We start from the raw sequence: 19,386 nt of genomic DNA on the forward strand, positions 1-19,386 counted from the left end.
ATCATTTTTTCACATAATTTATCATAAAGTTACTTGTCGTTATTCATTAAGTAAAATAGTCTTAATGTTAATTGATATATGTGAATAGAGGTTTTGAGAATTTATAAAGAATGGCGGGATAAAAATTGTTACCAGTCGAACGTCAACAACAAATTTTAACATGGGTAGAACAAGAAGAGACATTGCGGGTTTCGGAGATTAGTAAAAGATTACATGTGTCTGAAATGACGGTTTACCGAGATTTAAAACCTTTAATTGAGTAGCAGAAGGTGTTAAAAACATCTAATGGAATTACTCTTATCTCTCAAAGATACATATCTTCTAATCATTGTTCTTATTGTTTTAAGAGTTTGAATACAAGACTTTCTGTTCAATTAATTAAAACGAATCAACATGTGGAGCAAGCTTGTTGCCCTCATTGTGGTCTGCTGCGCTATCAGGATATAGAGAATGAGGTTTCACAGATTATATGCCATGATTTTTTGAAAGATACAACGATAAGTGCGAAAATAGCCACCTTTATTTTAAATGCAGATCTTGATTTAAATTGTTGTCAACCTCAAGTAATTGTTTTTGAATCAATGAAACATGCTAAGCAATTTCAGCTGGGATTTGGCGGAGAAATATATGGCTTCAATGAAGCTATTCAAGCTATTACATTAGAAATGCAGAGCAAAAACTGCTGCGACTAAGAAATGGTAAGAGGTGTAAAGAATTGGAACCTGTAAAATTAGAAAATACATCACATGGCTTAAAAAAATTAACGAATCGAAATACTCTTTACCAAACTGTATGGAGATGGCATTTTTATGCTGGTCTAATCTTCGCTCCGTTTCTGATTATCCTAGCAGTTACCGGCTCTATCTATTTATTTAAGCCACAGATTGAACAAATTCTTTATCAGGAATACTACGAGGTTAATCCCCAAGAAGAAAAAATTCCTGCTTCCCAACAGATTGAGGAAGTGAAGTAATTATATCCTGATGCAATTGTCACAAAATATCGTCCTGGGGAAAATGCAGCACGTTCGAGTGAGGTAAACATAACTGTTAAAAATGAGTCTCATACAATCTTTATAGATCCCTATACAGGTCAATCTCTTGGAGAATTAAAAAATGAAGACAGAATAATGGATAAAATAGAAAGATTTCATGGTGAACTAATGGCCGGTACTCTAGGAGATAGAATAGTAGAATTAGTTGCTTGCTGGGCAATCGTATTAATTGTTACAGGCCTTTTTTTATGGTTTCCAAGGAAGAAGAAAAGCTTCTCTGGTGTTCTGTTTCCAAGAGTTAATAAAAGCAAAAATATTATTACCCCAAAACCCTGACCAAGGCAAACCTGTCATGATTAGAAACAACATTCCTGCAGTTATCCAAAAGGCTGGTACAGCGTGTAAGTCTCGTCTAAGAACTTCCAATCGTTTGTTACTAATACAGGTGCAGGATATCCTCCTTCTATATGGATCGGCAGTGCTCCAACTTCCACAATTAAAACAAAAGATATTGCGGATGTCCCTTGGGCAGCAGAAAATTTAGATGTACCTAAGTCAGAAATACAAGGTTTTATTCCACTTTCAATCGATGATGTGGTTGCCATTGCGGGACTGGAAGATATCCATCCAAGTTATACGGTTATTTTTCCAGCTGAAAAAGATGGAGTCTATACATTATCAGCTTTTCCCCCAAAAGCTCAAGATGAAGCTACTATTCATATTGATCAATATTCAGGTGCCATCCTAGCTGATTATCGGTATGATCATTATGGTTTTATTGGAAAAATAGTTGCGTGGGGAATCACCTTGCACAAAGGGACCCAATTTGGTCTTATTAATCAATTGATTAGTCTACTTATTTGTTTAGGGATTATTTTTGTAGCAGTAAGTGGCTTTTATTTATGGTGGAAACGAAAGCCGAAGAAAGGAATCGGAGCCCCAAAAGCTCCTGGTATAAAGAAAATGAAATACTTTCTAATCCTTCTAATCAGTTTAGGGATCTTGTTCCCATTGGTCGGTTTATCACTTATTGTTGTCTGGTTAATTGACTGGCTCTTCATTAAAAGAATAACTTTCATTAAAAATTTATTAAATGCATGAGGTGGCTTTTGCAGTGAAAAAGATGATATGTATGACTTTATTCTTTATGATCAGTTTCATGCTAGGCGCATGCTCTCTTAATGAAGATGCAGCTTTGCTTTACAAGCAAGAAACACCTCTTGAGTACGAATTCATCCTGCCTCCTTCTTACTCTGACCATCAGGAGGAAATAATAAAGGTTATTCTTACACAAGGCGGAGAAAGAGTAAAAGACCCGGACTTTGTTCATTTTGAGATATGGAAACAAGATGGTTCAGTTTATTATTCGATGGAAGCAGCTAAGGATTTAGGAAATGGTACTTTTAGTATTAGCAAAGATTTCGACAGTGACGGTTTGTATTTTGTAAAAGGACATGCAGGTAAGAATGGTTCGATTATTATGCCGCAAAATCAGTTTATTGTAGGATAACTTTCTAAAAGTGAATTAGAATACTTACAAAAAGGTACGCAAAAACAAAGTGCAAACCATGAACATCATCATTAATTGATTAAAAATCCGGTTTTCAATAGAAGACCGGATTTTCTAATCTTTGAGTTATTTTAGATAGCTCATCCATTTCGAGTGTGTCTATTCCTCCGCATGTTCCAAGAATTAAATATATAAAGATTATTCTTTACTGCCTCTTCGGCTTTTGTGTTAAACAAGTTATTTTTTGAACCAAATTGCTTTAACTAAGACGAACAACCCCCACCGCAGCTTGAGCACGAGGAACCGCCTCCACTATCACCTCCGCCATCTCCCGAACCATCACCGTGGCCATCGCCGGATCGATCTGAGGAAGCTGAACCGCAGAAAACGGCGTTGGAGCAACCGCTTGTATATTTTGCAGCTTGAGTAAAGGCATATACTTTCGCGTATTCCCAATAGTCATCAAAATAATAAAACGAGAAGAAAACCATAACAAGAGACAAGGATGTCATATCACCATATGTCTTTTGCTTTGTAAATGATCCTTTTTTATCAACCTGATAGATATTTTCCGTTTCAATTATCTGCTGCTTCATTTGATTAACTAAATATTCAGTCAGTCCTTTATTAGCTTCGCTTTGACGAATTCTTCAATACTGCTTTCCTTAAACTCTTTTAAAGTCTCACCAGACAATGGGTGATTGAAAAAACTCCCCCAGGTCTTCCAGCTAAACTCTGTAATTTGAAATAACTGTGAGAAAATCCAGTCAAAAAAGGCACGATCCTGTGGTGCTGGCTTGGAATCGGTGTTTGGAATATGATGAAGCATTTCCCCTAAAAACCCCTCTGAAAATGATTGATAATATTTCGTAAAAAGGATCATCTCATGCGAGATTTCATCTATATCTTCACTAAACATAGGGGCTTTCTTTAGAATGTTGGCGACTAAGAAATACCGCTTTAATTCAAATAAAAGCCACTCAAACTCATCCTCGCTTCTTTGGGGATTCTCCTTAAGGAATCGCAGCTTAACTTGTTGAATATACTCATCGTCTAATGCCACATTTAATTGAGAAAGTAAAGGCTGCATTGGGACATGATTCAATACACCTAGATGTTCCGGGATATTCTCCTTTACTAAAGATGGCTGAGTTTTTACAATTGTTGTTATGATTCCAACTGTTAAACCAGTTATTAGTAGGGCTCCAAAAATAATACCAATAACCATACCACTCCCCCCTCTCATAAAACTTTTGTAAATTATTCATGTTTTGGTAAAATTATACTATAGTTTTAGTTTTATTTTAAGTGTTTTGTCACTAAAGTACTGATTTAAGTATAGATCTTTATGAGAATCTGGTAATAGATTGCAAGCATTCTCAAAAAATTTAGTCGTTTCTTAATTAGAAGGTGTTTTATATCCTTCTTCTTCTCTTTCAAATCCTTCATGAAAAAAAGATCTACTAATTCTATTTTTAACTTTATACTCAGTGAAATATGGTAATAATAATTGGGAAAGTTCTCCTTTGAATTTATAAAAGACCATTACTTTGTTTAAAATTAGTGATAAATGAAAACTGATCTGGCAATCGAAGGATGTGAGATTATACCAAACTATATTCCTTACCTTGTCCTTATTCTTATTAGCATTATCATTTTCATTCTCTCATGGAGGAAAGCTGCCAGCAAAAAGCTCATTCCCTTTTATTTGTGCATGGCTGGATTTATCTATTTATTCGAGTACGTGATTCTCGTATTATTCAAAAGTTATGAGTACTTCACCGGTGTATTCAAAGACGACTATTTCGATAATGTCCTCGGAGCTAATATATCAAACGGATTCATTGTCCCGTCCGTAACCGTTTTGATTGCCGTATTTAACTTAGAATTTTGGTGGATATTTTTAATTATCATTGGTTTTTTAGGAATTGAAGAGCTGTTTTTGTATCTAGGTGTGTACCGCCATTTTTGGTGGAGAACATTCTATACAGGTGTTAGTCTGTTCATACATTTCTATTTGGGAAAATATTTATGGTGTATGATTCGCTATCATGTAAATCGATTCACACTTCGTATAACCGTACTTTATTTCGCCAACATAGCCATACAAGGTACCTTTATGTTTTACTTAGTCGCACTTTTTCATTTGTTTTTGTTCCATGTCAATTGGTTTAATGACCCGTCAAGAGATCATATAACCTTTGTTACTTTATACTTTTTCATCGACTCGATTTTTTTTAGTATAGTGGTTGTTTTAAGGGCATATTGGTTTTGGCACGCCTTATTAATTATTGGCTTAGCTTGTATAAATGTATTATTACATCAAGTTGGAATACTCGAAATTTCAAGCAATTGGGTGCTGTGCTTATTAACAGTATTTCAAATCTGTGAGTTATTTTTACTCATGCTTATGTACAGACTTTTGCATAATTCAATGTCGACACAATAAGTTGTTCTTAAATGTTTGATGAGTAATGAATTGATTCCATTAAATAATTACTCTACTTTCTTGGATGCTCAGTTGATGGAATCTCAAAAATAATGGTTGTTTTCGCAAACTTTGTTGCAATTCATCAATTAGAACGGAGTGGTTGATTGAATCGTGAGAAACTCGTTTTCGACACTCCTCCTTCAGGATTCTCGCAACCAGCTCCAATCAATCCAGACAGTGTCCAAAAAAACTATTTAGAATCAACACTCTCATAGAAAAGAACCAAAAAGAATCTTCGTTAGAAGATCCTTCAGAGTGTAGACAAACCCCTTTTCCCGAAAAAACGCTGAAGAAAAAGGGGTTTTTGTTTCTTGATTTATACATATATTGATGTCTATTCGAAAAAACATTCTATATATTGAGCATTATCAAGATAAAGAAAATGGCTGCCGACTTTGTCGACAGCCTGTAGAATCTTCGTTAGAAGATCCTTTTGTACTGATTATTGAAATAAACAAGTATTACCAAACGCTTATTATAATTGGTGAATTAATTGTCGATAGGTAATAAATCAAGTCCAAATTCGATATTAATAGACAGCATTTTATACCGCAATGACTTATATAAAGAAATGGCTTTTCCATTATCACTGAATACCACAAGAGTAGCTTCTGTTTTTCCCTTGTTTTTCAAATACTTTAAAGCCTCTGTAATCATGGTCTTAGCAATACCTTTTCGTCTCCACTCTGGTAACACAAATATATTTTCGGTAGCGCTTCTATCTTCACCTAATCCCCATGTCATGACACTTCCAACTATTATATCACCATCAAATACGGTAAACGTATCCCACTCGGTTCCACCTTTGGTCCATTTTAGGCGATTTAGACTCCAACATAAACCTTCGGCTTGAGTCTCCATTTTCCAATTAACGATGTTGAGATTATTCAGAAGAGGAACATTCGGTATATCCTCTGTTAAGTCACGTTTCATTATGAAATGATTTCGCTGGGAAACAAACCCTTTAGAAAGAAAATAATCAATTTCTTCTAAGTTATAAGATAATATAGTATGACTAACTCGAACATTTTTATTTGGATATTTGCTTTTTAATTCATTTGCCTCTATTAATTATATCGAAAACAATTCATCTTTTAATTCTGGAAGGTATATGAAATTGGGATTTAAATGAATAACTAAATTTAGTTTATATACGAAATTAGAAGGATTATTTTCTTTTTCGATTAACAACCATGTTTGATCAGGCTCTAAGTGACCAACTCCGTATATATTATCTTCGGAGTCAACCGCACAGAATATATTGTTAGGTACATAATCTCTGTTGTATCGATATGAAAACATCAACAAATTATTAAATTTAGCTATTTGATCTGCATCTTTATCCGTTTAATTCCTTATTGCAAAACTATTGATTAAGGTTTTTAGCATACAAAGGACTTCCCTCTCATTTTGAATTTAGTACCCTTATACTACTATTAAGAATATAGGTTGTATTTATATTTTTCATCTTTTTAGAGGTTAATAAACTATCCCTTCTCACTACAATAAACGTAACACATGCTTAAGATGCAAACAGTATTTACCATCGATGTAAAATTTTATGTATGGATATCTCTCTATGTTTTGAGTATTATGAAAATTAAATTTTACTCTATATAATGGAGGGCTATGCATGCACGAAAAGCAAAAAAAACACGCCTTATTTGTACGGCTGCCAATTGAACTAGTAAAAAAAATTGATGAATATAAAGAATCGCGAAAATTGCCTTCTAGAAATGCAGCGATTTTAGAATTGGTTAAGAAAGGATTGAATAATTCAAATTAATGTACATTGTTCGCACGGAACTAACATGCCTTTTTCTGTTCTTTTAAAGAAATAAACTATTTATTCATATTCTATTTGATATACAGTAATAATTAACTACTTACTTAGTAAAGAATTCAGTATAATTAAAGCGTTTTCAGCAACGTGTATTTCATTTAATTTTAAGGATGAACAATTATATTATTTTTAGTAGAAGTAATACTCTGAATAAATATAGTTTATACATAAAAAAGGTCGCAATTCTTTGGAAAGGTGCCTATTAAGGAACAATCAAATTATTGATAACTGCAGCTGTATTATTTGTCAGTCACAATTGGAAATTCACATCGAATTTGCCTATTACCACCTTTAAGAATAAATTAAAGGTGGTTTCACTAATGGACCTTTTTGTAATCCTTATCATTATACTGGTCTATGATCGGGTATTACTTACACTTTAATTTAGCTTACTAAGTTAAAGAATAAGGGAAATAACAAATTGGATTAACACCAAGTTCCATCCAATTCTCTAATCCGGTTACCATAATGAACATGCCAATGCATGTGTTTATTACTTTGATAGGCACCTATATTAGTAGATACTGTACAAGCCCCATATTTGTCATTTATGTGTTTGGCCGCTTTTTGAATAACAGTAAGTAGTTCATTCATAATATCTTCTTCATGGTGTATTTCAATGAAAGAGGGTATATGCTTTTTTGGTATCACAACGATATGAACATCATAGAATGGACGGGTATGATAAAAAGCAAGTACTTTCTCGGTTTCTATAACTTTTTCTACGGGTGTATTTCCACTAAGAACCTCATCACAATAAAAATCTTCACCTTTGTTCATTTTTTAACTTCCCCACCTAACATTTAGTTTTTTAAACACTTCATTTATTCTTATCGTTAAATTGTATCTATAAATTCATTAACGATTTCGCTTATCTCCTTGTATCGAGACCAATGAAGATAGTGGTTTCCTTCTAAAACAACAAGCTTATTAGTAGGTAAATGGCTAATTTGTGTTTGATAAAAGGATACCATTGTTTTTCCATCTTTCGTCACTTTGTCATCTTTAACAGTAAAGATCAATACAGGAATTTCTGAAGGAAATGACATATCCATCGTTTTTGCAATGTTTTGATTCATTTCATTAACTTCAGCAACAATATTTTTATTCCCTAGATTCCAAGCAGAAATGCTCTTAGTCATCTTTAAATGATCCTCGGAAAATGTTCCTTTTTCCGCATTAGGAAGGTAATCCTCTGGATTCAAATAAACTGCCAGCCTTGCTATTCCAGTCGGCACTAAAGCACTAAAATAGCTGGGCATGGTTGGAGCAGTTTCGTTAAAATAATTCACTGCTTGAGGCAAAGTGCAGTCAATACCTATGATTGCTTTAATTTCATCAGGGTATTTGTTAGCATAATACATGCTGTAGATCCCAGAAACAGAGTGGGGCATTAAGATATATGGACCTTCTATATTTGCTTTTTTTAATGCGCCTCTAATTTCTTCTACTATGTTTTCAACTGTTCGTTCTTTATTTGTAATATCACTCCAGCCGTATCCAAATAACTCTACGACTACTATTCTATTATTCTTTGCCATCACATTCATTAAAGGTTCATAATCCAATGCAGGCGCTGCTGTACCTGCACCGCTTAATAAGACAATCGTGTTTTCACCTTCCCCTTTTGTATATACATGCATTTTCTTTCCGTCCACTTCCACTAGTTGACCTATCGGGGGATATTTATTATGTTCATATGCAATCATAATTTGATTAAACATAATCCAAATAAAAAATATCGCTGATACAATCAATAACATATTTCTCATTAAACTCCAGAATCTAAATTTTCTCCTCGTTCTCACTCTTTTCACTTCTTTCTATAATAAGTATTACTTGCAGATATACTGTTCTCTTATTTCTATAACATTTAACATTTTATATCTTTGTTTTTAAATCTTACTTAAGGAGCGTTTAATTGAAGCTTAAATTTTTTCTGCAGTCATTTCCAAAGGAGACACTATATAAATCAAAAAAAGTTATTGGGGGAATTTTTCATAATAAAAGAGCACAATTCTTCCAGCAGAATTGTACTCTTGAATGGAAACACTTGATATAGTATTCTATTTATTTTTAAATTCTTCTCGTAATTTTTTAATTTCTTCCGTCTGGTCGATGAGGTTGTTATTAATTTTCCTTAATGCGTCAAAAACAGCGAAAATACCAGCAAATAGTAAAGCGCCGAATAAAATTTCCATAATAATGAATTTTCCTTATTAAATTTATTACATTTCATAGAATCCCCTAATAATTAGCAGCTATCTTTAGGTTATTAAATGTCTCGACAAATATTTTATGTTCAGTAAATATATTTTCGGGTAACTCCTCAAGAGAAAAGAATGTATTCTGCATAGACTCTTCATTGCTTTCAACTAATTTACCATTATATTCTCTAGAAATTAAAGTGATTTTGACCAATGATACTTGGTCACAGATAGCACCTGCAACCAACATTAACATTTTCTCATGACCTATCATTGATCTTAAATGATTTATGTAATCCAATCTATTCTCCTTAGCTCATACTCAGCTCAAGCAAATCATTCTCTGAAAGATTTTTTGTGAATTCATCTAATATTTTTGAAGGATACCAGTCAATTTCAGTACATCCGCCACCATATTTAATGGTATTCGTTACTGAATTAGAAGACATAAAAATATTGTGATGAACAAATGGTTCTACTATGAAACTTTCACCCTCACGGAGAAAACGCATATTCAATTCACCATTTTAGCAAATTTCGGCATAAACAATCCATGCTGATTGAACAACATAGAACTCGGAAAGAAATTTGTGATAATGGCTATTCTGCCAAGCACTTTGTCCTGAACCAACCGTACGACAGTAGGAATTTCCATCAGAACTAACTATCCTAAATCGTTTTTCTCCATTATTCATCTGCTCAAAATTTACATTAATTCCTTATGAATAAGCTTCTTCCATACTAATCTTTTTTGGATGATAAGACATATATTTCCCCCTATTTTTACCTTACTTTATTAATCTTCTACTAAATGGAATTCCTGCGTTTATTATCGTTTATTTTAAGTTCAGTATTTCACAATTTGTTTCTATAAATATCAAAATGTAGTTAATAATATGGCTAATTTCATAAAAAAGAGACGCGTTCCTGTATGAACGCGTCCTTTCACTGGAAAAGGATCTTTTTACTATTGCAAAAGATTAAACGATCTAAGTAGTTTATAACGATCTATCGTAAGTATCCCATTCCAGTACCTTCTAGCGATCGCAAATTCTTCTGGATAACTTCCCCATTCCCATGAAATGTCCCAAATTCCTTCATCCGATAATTTTTCTAGATAAAAAGACAAGTTATCCTCAACTAACTCTCCCAATTTTTCACAAAGAGGATGGTCAGGACGATCAATAAAGTCAAGCGGGAGTGGTTTATAGCCCGATGACCATTCGGAAACATCCCTTTCAACACATTTCTCGGCGAGTGATATAATTTTATCTGAAACGTCACTCAACATATAGTTAAATTTATTAGTAAACGTGCTCTCTTGCAAGTTCAAAATGTTGAGTAACCGTTGATAATTATTGATTTCATGTTTATCCATTTCATCGACATGGAATAAATGATTGATTGCCTTTTCGATAGCTGACCAACCTATCTGAGCAGGTACACTTTGTTCAGGTGACCAATGAACAAGAAAACCAGCTAACTCTGCACTTGGGTTAAACATCCAATTCTCCTGCACTCCCTCTTTCCAATGCCACCATGGAGCGTGCGGATATTGATTGTTTTCAGGTAATACAGAGAACCACATACCCGTTTCCCTTTGATAAGTATTTACCAAGTAGGAAATCATTGATTTTACTACTTTTTCATTTTGATCAGCTCCGATTTCCATTAATATTTGCCCTGCTGCCCATGTAGCCATCGGCGATGAGTGCGGCGACCAAAAATCTGGTTCTATACCATGCCCGAATCCACCATCTTCGTTTTGAAATGCAGATAAAAAGTTCATTACCTTTTCCCGAGAAGTGCCTTCAAATAAATATTCCCATCTTGCTGCCTCTAAAGGCCGTGCATTGCGTTTTAACCAGGAATCTGACTTTTTAAATATAACTTTTGATAGTTTTATTTTAATAACCTCCGATCTCTTTAATTCTTTCTATACGATTTTTAACTATCCTGCTTAATAAGTGACATTATTAATTGGCTTTTTGTAAGTATATCTATACAAGTAAAACGCCAGTTTCTTAAAAAGTCATGATATATATTCAACTTGAAAATGAGAAGAAATTAAATCCATCTTTTCTGCATCCCAATCAAAAGTTAGAATGGCAGATTGTACAGACTTATGCGATAGAAGTCGTTTCCCATTTTTAATGATTAGACTTTCTGCTTCCCAAAAAGAAACTGTTTCGTCTTCTCCTGTTCGATTACAGACAAATATAGGTAATCCAGTATCGATTGATCTCTGTTCCCACTCGCCATTTGGCCCATGTAAACCTGGCCCCCAAGAAGATGGAGCAACAATTATTTGAGCACCTTTTTCTAATAAGGAATGGGCAATCTTGTCCGTATAAGCATCCGCACAAATCATTATTCCGACTCTAATGCCTTCCAATTCTATCGTTTTTATGGTAGAGCCTGAATGGCACCAACCATCTGAAATAGTGGCGATCTTCCTTTGTTTCCCTATTAATTCTCCGTCTCTATTCATCACAAATACTGAATTATATAGCTCATCATCTTCAGATTTTTCAGGACAACCAAGAAATACATTTGTATTTATAGATTTAACCATATCACGAAAATGGTTCAGCCATTCATCGGGTTGTCTTTTAATCCAGCCAGTTCCAATTTTTCGAGAAAATTGCAACCCGCTAACAGCTAATTCAGGTGTTATAATCCAATCCGCATTTTTTGCTGCCGCGATTTTCACAGATCTTTCAATTAAATGTTGATTATATTGGATATCCCCAGCAATAGGTAATAAATGCAATAAAGCGACTCTTATTCCCCTCAACAAAACTCCCCCTTTTGGTCTATAAATGTTCACCCATAATTATCATCATATCACTATGCATTCTATGAAGAGGTTTTATTATCTAACTTTTATAATAAAGACCAAAATTCTTTTTTTAACCAATTGAGCATTAATCCAACAGCTTAGTTTTCCCTCTTAAACTTAATTCTCTAAATCAAGCCCCTATAAAAAGAATCCTTTTTGTTTTACTCCTCTTCAATATTGTTATCTTTGGATAAAAATAGAGCGCTTATCCTTGTTCAAAGAATCGCGCCCTTTGTGGTATAAAGATAACTTAATCTTAACCCAATTCCGATCTGCCGTTTTATTAAATACTTCGTTCTCTTATTTGCTGTACTATTTTCTTTTTGAAATGTTCAATTGGTACACTTTTCGAATGTTGTTCTCCGTATTTTCTTATATTAACTGCCTGTTCTTTCACTTCATTGTCCCCCAGCACCAGCATATATGGGATTTTTTGCAACTGTGCTTCTCTTATTTTATATCCTAATTTTTCGCTGCTATTGTCAATTTTCACCCTTATTCCTAATTGTTTCAGTTCGGCCTGTACCTGTAAACAATAGTCCAAGTGAACGTGTGAGATGGGGATCATTTGTACTTGAACAGGTGCAAGCCAAACAGGAAAAGCTCCAGCGAAATGTTCGATTAAAATCCCAAAGAAACGATCAATCGATCCAAAAATAGCACGATGAATAACAACAGGTCGAACCTTCTCGTTATCTTCATTGATATACGTTAATTCAAATTTTTCTGGCATTTGAAAGTCAAGTTGGATTGTTGCACATTGATGACTTCGTTTTAAGGCATCTTTAATATGAAAATCTATTTTCGGCCCATAAAATGCTCCATCCCCTTCGTTTAATTGATAGTCAATGCTTAAATTTTCAAGTACATTTTTTAATGCTCCTTCAGAAATTTCCCAAAGGCTGTCATCACCTAATGAATCCTCTGGCCGAGTTGAAAGCTCCACCGAATAGTCAAAACCAAAAGTACGATAAACTTGGTCAATTAAATAAAAGACTTGTTTTATTTCACTTTCAATTTGATCCTCTCGAACAAAGATATGGGCATCATCCTGACAAAAAGTACGAACCCGAAGCATTCCATTTAAAGCGCCGCTGTATTCATGCCGGTGAACCTGACCAAATTCCGCCATTCGAATGGGTAAATCTCGATAAGAGTAAAGGTTATTTTTAAAAATCAGCATATGCCCTGGGCAATTCATTGGTTTTAAAGCGAAATGTTTATTCTCGACTTCAGTGAAGTACATATTTTCATGGTAATGGTCCCAATGTCCCGATTTCTCCCATAATTGCTGATTCATCATAAATGGAGTGCGAACCTCATCATAACCAGCGCTGTTTTGAAGTTCACGGGAAAAATGCTCTAATTCATTTCTAACGATTTGTCCTTTTGGCAAATAAAATGGCATTCCTGGAGCTTCCTCAGAAAACATAAATAACTCCAATTGTTTTCCCAACTTTCGGTGATCACGCTTTGCTGCTTCTTCTATGACTTGTAAATATTCAGTTAAATTCTTTTTCTTTTTAAATGCTACTCCATACACTCGTTGCAGAACTTCATTTTGACTATCACCTCGCCAATAAGCACCTGATACACGAGTTAATTTGAATGCTTTTATGAAGCCAGTGGATGGAAGATGCGGTCCGCGGCAAAGGTCAACAAATTCTCCTTGTTGATAAAGTGTCATTTTTTCACCTTTTGGTATGCCCTTTACTAGTTCTAACTTAAATGGTTCACCTTTTTCTTTAAACAATTCCTCAGCTTCCTCAAAAGAAATTTCCAATCGTTTGATTTTTAAATCCTCTTTTATGATGTTCTCCATCTCTTTTTCTATTTCAAGTAAGTCGTTGGAAGCCAAACTGTGTTCTAGTTTCAAATCGTAGTAAAATCCATCTTCAATAACTGGTCCTATCCCTAATTTTACATTGCCATAAAGTCTTTTTACGGCCTGCGCCAATACATGCGCCGATGTATGTCTTAAAACATGCAATCCTTCTTCCGAATCAAGAGTGACTACAGAGAGGTTTGCATCCTTTTCTAACTTGTAACTTATATCTACCAGCTGTTCATCTACTTTCCCTGCAACTGCATGTTTACTTAAACTGGAGCCAATGGACTTTGCAACATTTTCCACTGTTACGCCTTTTGGGAATACCTTTATTTTTCCATCTGGTAATTTAATATTAATTACTTTTTCACTCATAACAATACACTCCTTTAAATTATAAATAAAAAACGCACTCATCCCTATGGTAAGGGACGAGTGCGATATACCCGTGGTTCCACCCAATTTCCCATAAGCTAAAAAGATAACTTATGGCTTTGGTGCTGTAACGCAGCATGGACGGTATTGGATACTTAGGTTCCCCAATACAGCTCAGAGGCGGTAAATTATTTCCCTAAGCTAGGAAGGTCACAGCAAATCCTTCCCTCTCTGAAAACCGTAAAAATAATTCATGTCCCCTTCATTGCAAACATATATAGTTGTGGTTTAAAAATAAAAAACGCACTCATCCCTATGGCAAGGGACGAGTGCGTTATACCCGTGGTTCCACCCAATTTCCCATAAGCTATAAATGATAACCTATGGCTTTGGTGCTGTAACGCAGCATGGACGATATCAGATACTTATGTTCACTGATATAGCTCAGAGGTGGTAAATTATTTCACTAAGCTAGGAAGATCACAGCAAATCCTTCCCTCTCTGAAAACCGTAAAAATAATTCATGTCCTCTTCATCGCAATTATATATAGTTGTGGTTTGAAAATAAAAAACGCACTCATCCCTATGGCAAGGGACGAGTGCGTAATACTCGTGGTTCCACCCAATTTCCCATAAGCTAAAAAAATAACCTATGGCTCTGGTGCTGTAACGTAGCATAGACGGTATTGGATACTTCGGGTTCCCCAATACAGCTCAAAGGTGGTAAGGTACTTTTCTGCGTTAGGAAGATTTCAGCTTTTCTTCCCTCTCTGGAAACCGTAAAAGTAACTCGTGTCCTTATCAGCACTTTTATACATACAAACATTCATTTAAATTATTTTTCATATTACAATAAATTTCCATAAATAGCAATACCTATTTTTTATATTTATACGATAACTTTTTACGTTCGAATTGAAAATAGTTTCTGTTGTAACCCTTGGAATTTAACCCAAGTACTTGTTGTAAAATTAGGTTAACACTTGCACACCATCAGAAGGTTTCCATAGGGGTCTTTGAAATTAAACCAATGGTGATGCTCAATTTCTGTTGTTAATTCAACATTCTTACTTCTCAAATACTCATATGCTTGTTCGATATTGTTCGTGTTAAAATGAAAAAGTGGCGTTTTGAAAATAGTATCCTCTGAATAAATCTTGCTATCTAATACAATTCCTGTACCATTCATTTGTACAATATATAAATGACCAGATAGTATCTCACCATCTGCTTTTAACCCTAATATGTCACAATACCAGTCTCGTGCTTCTTCAACATTCATTACAGGAATAAAAATGGTTCCGATTTTATTTAATATAGGGTTCATAAACTACATCCAAAAATAAATTTCGAGTATATAAGATTTAATTCGTTTTTAGTTTTGATATTCCCTTCTTCTGAAGCATCACTGCACTGTTAGCACAAATAAGAAAAGTGCCCTGCTTTTTATCAAGACCTTTTGCTCAATATAGAAAAAGCACAATTCTTGCAGCAGAATTGAGCCCGACTGTTGAGGATTGTTAAGTTTTGTTTATGATTTAAATGATAGTCCCTTTTCTTCTAATGAAGCTTTAAGAGTGGGTATAGAAGCAGGTCCTATCCCATGAAATTTTAAAATTTCTTTTTCGCTGTAATCTGACAGTTTTTCCAATGTGGTAATTCCTTCATGTATCAATGCGTTTCTAGCTGGTGAAGAAAGTTTTGAAAGAAATCCACTATCTGACTTACGTTCTTGCTCACATGTCGGGCAGCTTGGACAGTCAGTACTTTTATAATATTTGTGTCCTTTGTTACATATCCTTAAATTCTTTTGATTAGTCATCTAAATACACCTCATAATATTGGTATTTTATGTACTTCTTATTCTTAAAATGCTTCTATTCTCATCAAAGTAACTTTTCTTCTTCGTCAAAATCTCCTGCTAATAAAGATAGGATGCGTAATAAAGAATTCAACAAGAGGACATATGAATATCAATCTGCACTAGTGAATAATCATGTGCATTTATGGAATAGTAGGTTTCATAAATATGTGAAAAAAACTAAGGGATATCGCACCCTTGAAATCCTCGAATTTTCATGTTCATGCGCCTCCTTCCCAAATGGCTTTTTAACTTCCATCAAACTATTTTTTCTCTTACAAGTTTACTCTATAAAACATCTTCGATTTTCTTATGAAGATTCCTTTCTCTAATTCAACTAAATGCCCCATTTTATATCGACGCTTTTTTAATTCTTAGGAACAGGCACTTTATCGTTGAAAAGATCACATCCTTAGTCAATTCCTTCATTAACCATATAATCACCCTGTTTAGAATAAAAAAGGAATAAAGTTTTTAATGGCAACTGCTTCTGTTAGGCTCTCGATTTTATCATAAAGTAGTCTAAATTAGTTTAAAAAACGGTAAACTTGCAGATAAAGTAAAGAAAAGACACCACTTCTTTAGGTGGTGTCTCTTTTCAAATTATGCTGCTTGTCTTCTTTCAATACGTGAATTGACTCTAAAGTAAGCTATTGTAATGAATAAATAAATGACAATTGTAATCGTCGTTACAATGATAGATGTAGTAGCTATTACACCAATTAATATAGCAATCAGGGCCAATAATGCGAACCAAGTCGTGTAAGGATAAAAGCGGACTTTATAGTTGCCTTTCTGCAGCTGATTTTTACGAGATTTCAAATGCGCTATCGCTATAATAATCCAAATACATAAAACCGTATATCCAAGTGAACCCATTAAGTAATTAAACGTATTGCTCCCGGCAAATACAGAAATTAGCACTCCTGCATACAGTGATGATGTACATGCCAATATCGCATAAACAGGGACTTGCCTTTTCGACACTTTTGCAAACAGTTTTGGCATACGTCCATCCGCCGCTTGTGTATAAAGAACACGTGACGATGCATATAGCCCAGAATTCATAGATGAAATAATGGCTAACAAGATAATAGCATTCATTATGTGATCTGCATATGGAATTCTAATCATATTAAACACCGTCACAAACGGGCTCTCTGGCACGCCATTCACTTGATTCCAGGGGATCAAGCTCACAATAATGAAAAAAGGTAGAATATAAAAAGAAATAATCCGTATCAATGTACCTCTCACAGCTTTTGGTATAATCTTTTCCGGATCTTTTACCTCTGCCAACGTAACACCTATCATTTCAGTGCCGCCGTATGAATAAATGACCACCAGCATAGCCATAATCAATCCATGCATCCCATTAGGGAAAAATCCTCCATGCTGTGTAAGGTGGGTAAATCCTGTTGCGGTATGGTCCTGAAACGGTATTAATAAAATGGTTAAACCGGTTATAATAAATAATACAATGACACTGATTTTTAACAGGGTAAGCCAATACTCTGTTTCTGCAAATAGCTTAACTGAAAATAAGTTTACAAGGGTAACAATGGCAGATACCATTAAAGCCAGTATCCAAACTGGAATATCTGGAAGCCAGTATTGCAGAAAAATAGCGGCAACCACTGATTCGGCGGCAATATTTAATACCCACATTTTCCAATAAATCCAGTCAAGAAAGTGTGCAGCATACTTACCTAAAACTGGCTCAATTAAATCACGAAATGTTCTTGCCTGTTTGTTTCTTACTGCCATTTCAGCCAGGCCCTGCATAATAAAAAGCAAGATGATTCCTCCAACCATATACGCAAGAATGACAGCAGGGCCCGCCATATCGATGGCCGTGCTGCTTCCTTTAAATAAGCCCGCACCTATAGCTCCTCCCAGCGCCATCATCATAATATGGCGTGATGTCATCGTTCGTTTTAAACTTTCTTGTTTGTTACTCATACTTTTAGTCTCCTAATCTTTGTTGTTAGTATACAAAAAAAGCCCATCATCTCTTAAAAGAGACGATGGGCTCAGCTTGTAGACAAAGTCTGATATTCAGGCAGGTCTACAAGCTTTTTTTGTCGAATAAAGAAGTAAAGTTGGTTTGAGGGGTGCAAATATATGTTATCGAAACAATCAATGGAAGGTCGTTATCAAATATCGATGATTGCACTTGATGAAGTAGTTCCTGCTAATCATCTTGTTCGAAAGCTTGAAGCCGCTATTGATTTTAGTTTTATTTATGACCTAGTTGAAGATTTGTATTGTTTGGATAATGGTCGTCCAAGTATCGACCCTGTTGTGTTAATAAAGATGGTCTTTATTCAATATGTATTCGGAATTAAATCAATGAGAAAAACAATAGATGAGATTGATACGAGCGTTGCGTATCGCTGGTTTTTAGGTTTTGACTTCAATAAAAAGATTCCCCACTTTTCCACCTTCGGTAAAAATTATGAGAGACGATTTAAAGACACTGATCTTTTTGAGAAGATTTTTTACCATGTTCTTAATGAAGCAATAGAAAAAGGGTTTGTTGATCCTTCTGTTGTTTTTATAGACTCTACACATGTTAAAGCAAATGCAAACAAGAGGAAGTTTATAAAAGAAGCTGTCAAAGCAGAAACAAAAAGCTATCAAACTCAACTAGAAGAAGAGATAAACGAAGATCGAATTGCACATGGAAAAAATCCTTTACCCCCTCAAACAAAGGCGGAGACGAAAGAAATTAAAGTAAGCACAACTGATCCTGAAAGTGGCTATTATGTTAAAAATGAACGAGAGAAACAATTTGCCTACTCCTTTCACACAGTTTGTGACAATAAGGGATTTATACTTGCCAATCAAGTGACAGGTGGAAATGTACACGATAGTCAGGTAATAAATCCTCTTGTAGATGAATTGATTGAAAAAGTAGGCAAGCCTAATGCTCTTGCTGGAGACGCAGGATATAAAACTCCACCCGTTGCGAAATATTTAATGGACAAAGAAATTAGACCTGTTATGCCTTACACAAGACCCCACACTAAAGATGAATTCATGAAAAAATATGAATATGTCTACGATGAATATTATGATTGCTATATTTGTCCGAAGGATCAAATACTTCCTTACCGCACAACGACCAGAGATGGTTACAGACAATACGCATCAAATCCAGCCATTTGTAAGGATTGCCCACTCCTTGATTCATGTACACACAGTAAGGATAAGAGGAAAATGATTCACCGACATATTTGGGAAGATAAAATTGATGAGGTTAATCATTTACGGCATACAGAAATGAATAAAAACATATACGCTAAGCGAAAAGAGACAATAGAACGTGTCTTTGCAGATGCTAAAGAAAAGCATGGCATGCGATGGACCACTTTAAGAGGAATTAAAAAAGTGGCCATGCAGGCGATGCTAACTTTTGCTGCCATGAATCTC

At 34.7% G+C, this 19,386-nt stretch carries 19 protein-coding genes, 3 pseudogenes and 2 other annotated features; of the genes and pseudogenes, 7 read left to right on the forward strand and 15 right to left on the reverse strand.

What is annotated here, in order from left to right:
• Positions 1-125 precede the first annotated feature (125 nt).
• A pseudogene (locus WQ54_RS23855) lies at positions 126-692 on the forward strand (DeoR family transcriptional regulator).
• Positions 693-715: 23 nt separating this feature from the next.
• Positions 716-1,330 (forward strand): annotated as a pseudogene (locus WQ54_RS34915) (PepSY-associated TM helix domain-containing protein).
• On the opposite strand, the pseudogene WQ54_RS34395 reads toward WQ54_RS34915, so the two are convergent.
• Together WQ54_RS34395 and WQ54_RS34400 are read right to left on the reverse strand one after the other, a co-directional pair.
• A pseudogene (locus WQ54_RS34395) lies at positions 1,310-1,414 on the reverse strand (hypothetical protein); the annotation flags it as partial. The pseudogenes WQ54_RS34915 and WQ54_RS34395 overlap by 21 nt on opposite strands.
• Entirely contained in the window at positions 1,372-1,599 is a 228-nt protein-coding gene (locus tag WQ54_RS34400) for a hypothetical protein (RefSeq protein WP_197089666.1), read from the reverse strand. The pseudogene WQ54_RS34395 and the gene WQ54_RS34400, both read right to left, overlap by 43 nt.
• On the opposite strand from WQ54_RS34400, the gene WQ54_RS34405 reads away from it, so the two are divergent.
• Positions 1,589-2,095, forward strand: a complete 507-nt coding sequence (locus tag WQ54_RS34405) for a PepSY domain-containing protein (protein WP_197089660.1) — start codon at positions 1,589-1,591, stop codon at positions 2,093-2,095. The genes WQ54_RS34400 and WQ54_RS34405 overlap by 11 nt on opposite strands.
• 22 nt (positions 2,096-2,117) lie before the next feature.
• A complete protein-coding gene (locus WQ54_RS23865; protein ID WP_231597635.1) occupies positions 2,118-2,504 on the forward strand; it encodes a FixH family protein in 387 nt (128 codons plus the stop codon).
• A 263-nt stretch (positions 2,505-2,767) separates the two neighbouring features.
• On the opposite strand, the gene WQ54_RS23870 is transcribed toward WQ54_RS23865, so the two are convergent.
• A complete protein-coding gene (locus WQ54_RS23870; RefSeq protein WP_046587964.1) occupies positions 2,768-3,100 on the reverse strand; it encodes a hypothetical protein in 333 nt (110 codons plus the stop codon).
• Positions 3,101-3,120: 20 nt separating this feature from the next.
• Positions 3,121-3,732: a hypothetical protein gene (locus WQ54_RS23875; RefSeq protein WP_052737946.1), complete on the reverse strand. Its 612-nt coding sequence runs from the start codon at positions 3,730-3,732 to the stop codon at positions 3,121-3,123.
• 342 nt (positions 3,733-4,074) lie between these two features.
• On the opposite strand from WQ54_RS23875, the gene WQ54_RS23880 reads away from it, so the two are divergent.
• The gene (locus WQ54_RS23880) at positions 4,075-4,953 is read left to right on the forward strand and encodes a hypothetical protein (RefSeq protein WP_046587966.1); all 879 of its coding nucleotides are present in this window, start codon (positions 4,075-4,077) and stop codon (positions 4,951-4,953) included.
• Positions 4,954-5,484: 531 nt separating this feature from the next.
• Here the strand turns inward: WQ54_RS23880 and WQ54_RS23885 are convergent.
• Positions 5,485-5,928 carry an N-acetyltransferase gene (locus WQ54_RS23885; RefSeq protein ID WP_046587968.1) on the reverse strand — a complete coding sequence of 148 codons (444 nt, stop codon included), beginning with the start codon at positions 5,926-5,928 and terminating at the stop codon, positions 5,485-5,487.
• 700 nt (positions 5,929-6,628) lie between these two features.
• Between WQ54_RS23885 and WQ54_RS33925 the strand changes: the two genes are divergently transcribed.
• Positions 6,629-6,781: a ribbon-helix-helix protein, CopG family gene (locus WQ54_RS33925; RefSeq protein WP_156178110.1), complete on the forward strand. Its 153-nt coding sequence runs from the start codon at positions 6,629-6,631 to the stop codon at positions 6,779-6,781.
• 483 nt (positions 6,782-7,264) lie between these two features.
• Here the strand turns inward: WQ54_RS33925 and WQ54_RS23890 are convergent, their stop codons facing one another.
• The 10 genes from WQ54_RS23890 to WQ54_RS23935 all read right to left on the reverse strand — a co-directional run bounded on the left by WQ54_RS23890 (position 7,265) and on the right by WQ54_RS23935 (position 17,913).
• Positions 7,265-7,618, reverse strand: coding sequence for an HIT family protein (locus tag WQ54_RS23890; protein ID WP_046587970.1), 354 nt, complete (start codon positions 7,616-7,618; stop codon positions 7,265-7,267).
• A 56-nt stretch (positions 7,619-7,674) separates the two neighbouring features.
• Complete coding sequence (locus tag WQ54_RS23895; protein ID WP_156178116.1) at positions 7,675-8,547, reverse strand: alpha/beta fold hydrolase; 873 nt, start codon at positions 8,545-8,547, stop codon at positions 7,675-7,677.
• Positions 8,548-9,085: 538 nt separating this feature from the next.
• Positions 9,086-9,346, reverse strand: coding sequence for a hypothetical protein (locus WQ54_RS23900; RefSeq protein ID WP_046587973.1), 261 nt, complete (start codon positions 9,344-9,346; stop codon positions 9,086-9,088).
• A gap of 10 nt (positions 9,347-9,356) precedes the next feature.
• The gene (locus tag WQ54_RS23905; protein WP_046587975.1) at positions 9,357-9,557 is read right to left on the reverse strand and encodes a hypothetical protein; all 201 of its coding nucleotides are present in this window, start codon (positions 9,555-9,557) and stop codon (positions 9,357-9,359) included.
• Positions 9,558-10,012: 455 nt separating this feature from the next.
• Positions 10,013-10,834 carry a hypothetical protein gene (locus WQ54_RS23910; protein WP_231597629.1) on the reverse strand — a complete coding sequence of 274 codons (822 nt, stop codon included), beginning with the start codon at positions 10,832-10,834 and terminating at the stop codon, positions 10,013-10,015.
• A gap of 243 nt (positions 10,835-11,077) precedes the next feature.
• Positions 11,078-11,842: a carbon-nitrogen hydrolase family protein gene (locus WQ54_RS23915; protein ID WP_046587979.1), complete on the reverse strand. Its 765-nt coding sequence runs from the start codon at positions 11,840-11,842 to the stop codon at positions 11,078-11,080.
• A 328-nt stretch (positions 11,843-12,170) separates the two neighbouring features.
• Entirely contained in the window at positions 12,171-14,090 is a 1,920-nt protein-coding gene (thrS, locus tag WQ54_RS23920; RefSeq protein ID WP_046587980.1) for a threonine--tRNA ligase, read from the reverse strand.
• Between the two features lie 49 nt (positions 14,091-14,139).
• Positions 14,140-14,365, reverse strand: a binding site (T-box leader).
• A gap of 43 nt (positions 14,366-14,408) precedes the next feature.
• Positions 14,409-14,635: a binding site (T-box leader), on the reverse strand.
• Positions 14,636-15,066: 431 nt separating this feature from the next.
• Positions 15,067-15,417, reverse strand: a complete 351-nt coding sequence (locus WQ54_RS23925) for a VOC family protein (protein WP_046587982.1) — start codon at positions 15,415-15,417, stop codon at positions 15,067-15,069.
• 204 nt (positions 15,418-15,621) lie between these two features.
• The gene (locus tag WQ54_RS23930; protein ID WP_046587984.1) at positions 15,622-15,912 is read right to left on the reverse strand and encodes an RNA polymerase alpha subunit C-terminal domain-containing protein; all 291 of its coding nucleotides are present in this window, start codon (positions 15,910-15,912) and stop codon (positions 15,622-15,624) included.
• 642 nt (positions 15,913-16,554) lie between these two features.
• A complete protein-coding gene (locus WQ54_RS23935) occupies positions 16,555-17,913 on the reverse strand; it encodes an amino acid permease (RefSeq protein ID WP_046587985.1) in 1,359 nt (452 codons plus the stop codon).
• 162 nt (positions 17,914-18,075) lie between these two features.
• Between WQ54_RS23935 and WQ54_RS23940 the strand changes: the two genes are divergently transcribed.
• The coding region (locus tag WQ54_RS23940) for an IS1182 family transposase (protein ID WP_046587987.1) at positions 18,076-19,386 on the forward strand (1,311 nt) is incomplete at its 3' end.

Source organism: Bacillus sp. SA1-12 (assembly GCF_000981385.1).
GTDB lineage: Bacteria > Bacillota > Bacilli > Bacillales > Bacillaceae > Metabacillus.

Bases quoted from the DNA above. Each gene is read 5' to 3' on its own strand.
- WQ54_RS23935 (WP_046587985.1), bottom strand. From the start codon at position 17,913: ATGAGTAACAAACAAGAAAGTTTAAAACGAACGATGACATCACGCCAT.
- WQ54_RS23875 (WP_052737946.1), bottom strand. From the start codon at position 3,732: ATGGTTATTGGTATTATTTTTGGAGCCCTACTAATAACTGGTTTAACA.
- WQ54_RS33925 (WP_156178110.1), top strand. From the start codon at position 6,629: ATGCACGAAAAGCAAAAAAAACACGCCTTATTTGTACGGCTGCCAATT.
- WQ54_RS23930 (WP_046587984.1), bottom strand. From the start codon at position 15,912: ATGACTAATCAAAAGAATTTAAGGATATGTAACAAAGGACACAAATAT.
- WQ54_RS34400 (WP_197089666.1), bottom strand. From the start codon at position 1,599: ATGGCAACCACATCATCGATTGAAAGTGGAATAAAACCTTGTATTTCT.
- WQ54_RS23870 (WP_046587964.1), bottom strand. From the start codon at position 3,100: ATGAAGCAGCAGATAATTGAAACGGAAAATATCTATCAGGTTGATAAA.
- WQ54_RS23880 (WP_046587966.1), top strand. From the start codon at position 4,075: ATGAAAACTGATCTGGCAATCGAAGGATGTGAGATTATACCAAACTAT.
- WQ54_RS23885 (WP_046587968.1), bottom strand. From the start codon at position 5,928: ATGAAACGTGACTTAACAGAGGATATACCGAATGTTCCTCTTCTGAAT.
- WQ54_RS23925 (WP_046587982.1), bottom strand. From the start codon at position 15,417: ATGAACCCTATATTAAATAAAATCGGAACCATTTTTATTCCTGTAATG.
- WQ54_RS23895 (WP_156178116.1), bottom strand. From the start codon at position 8,547: ATGATTGCATATGAACATAATAAATATCCCCCGATAGGTCAACTAGTG.
- WQ54_RS23890 (WP_046587970.1), bottom strand. From the start codon at position 7,618: ATGAACAAAGGTGAAGATTTTTATTGTGATGAGGTTCTTAGTGGAAAT.
- thrS (WP_046587980.1), bottom strand. From the start codon at position 14,090: ATGAGTGAAAAAGTAATTAATATTAAATTACCAGATGGAAAAATAAAG.
- WQ54_RS23910 (WP_231597629.1), bottom strand. From the start codon at position 10,834: ATGAACTTTTTATCTGCATTTCAAAACGAAGATGGTGGATTCGGGCAT.
- WQ54_RS23905 (WP_046587975.1), bottom strand. From the start codon at position 9,557: ATGCGTTTTCTCCGTGAGGGTGAAAGTTTCATAGTAGAACCATTTGTT.
- WQ54_RS23865 (WP_231597635.1), top strand. From the start codon at position 2,118: ATGATATGTATGACTTTATTCTTTATGATCAGTTTCATGCTAGGCGCA.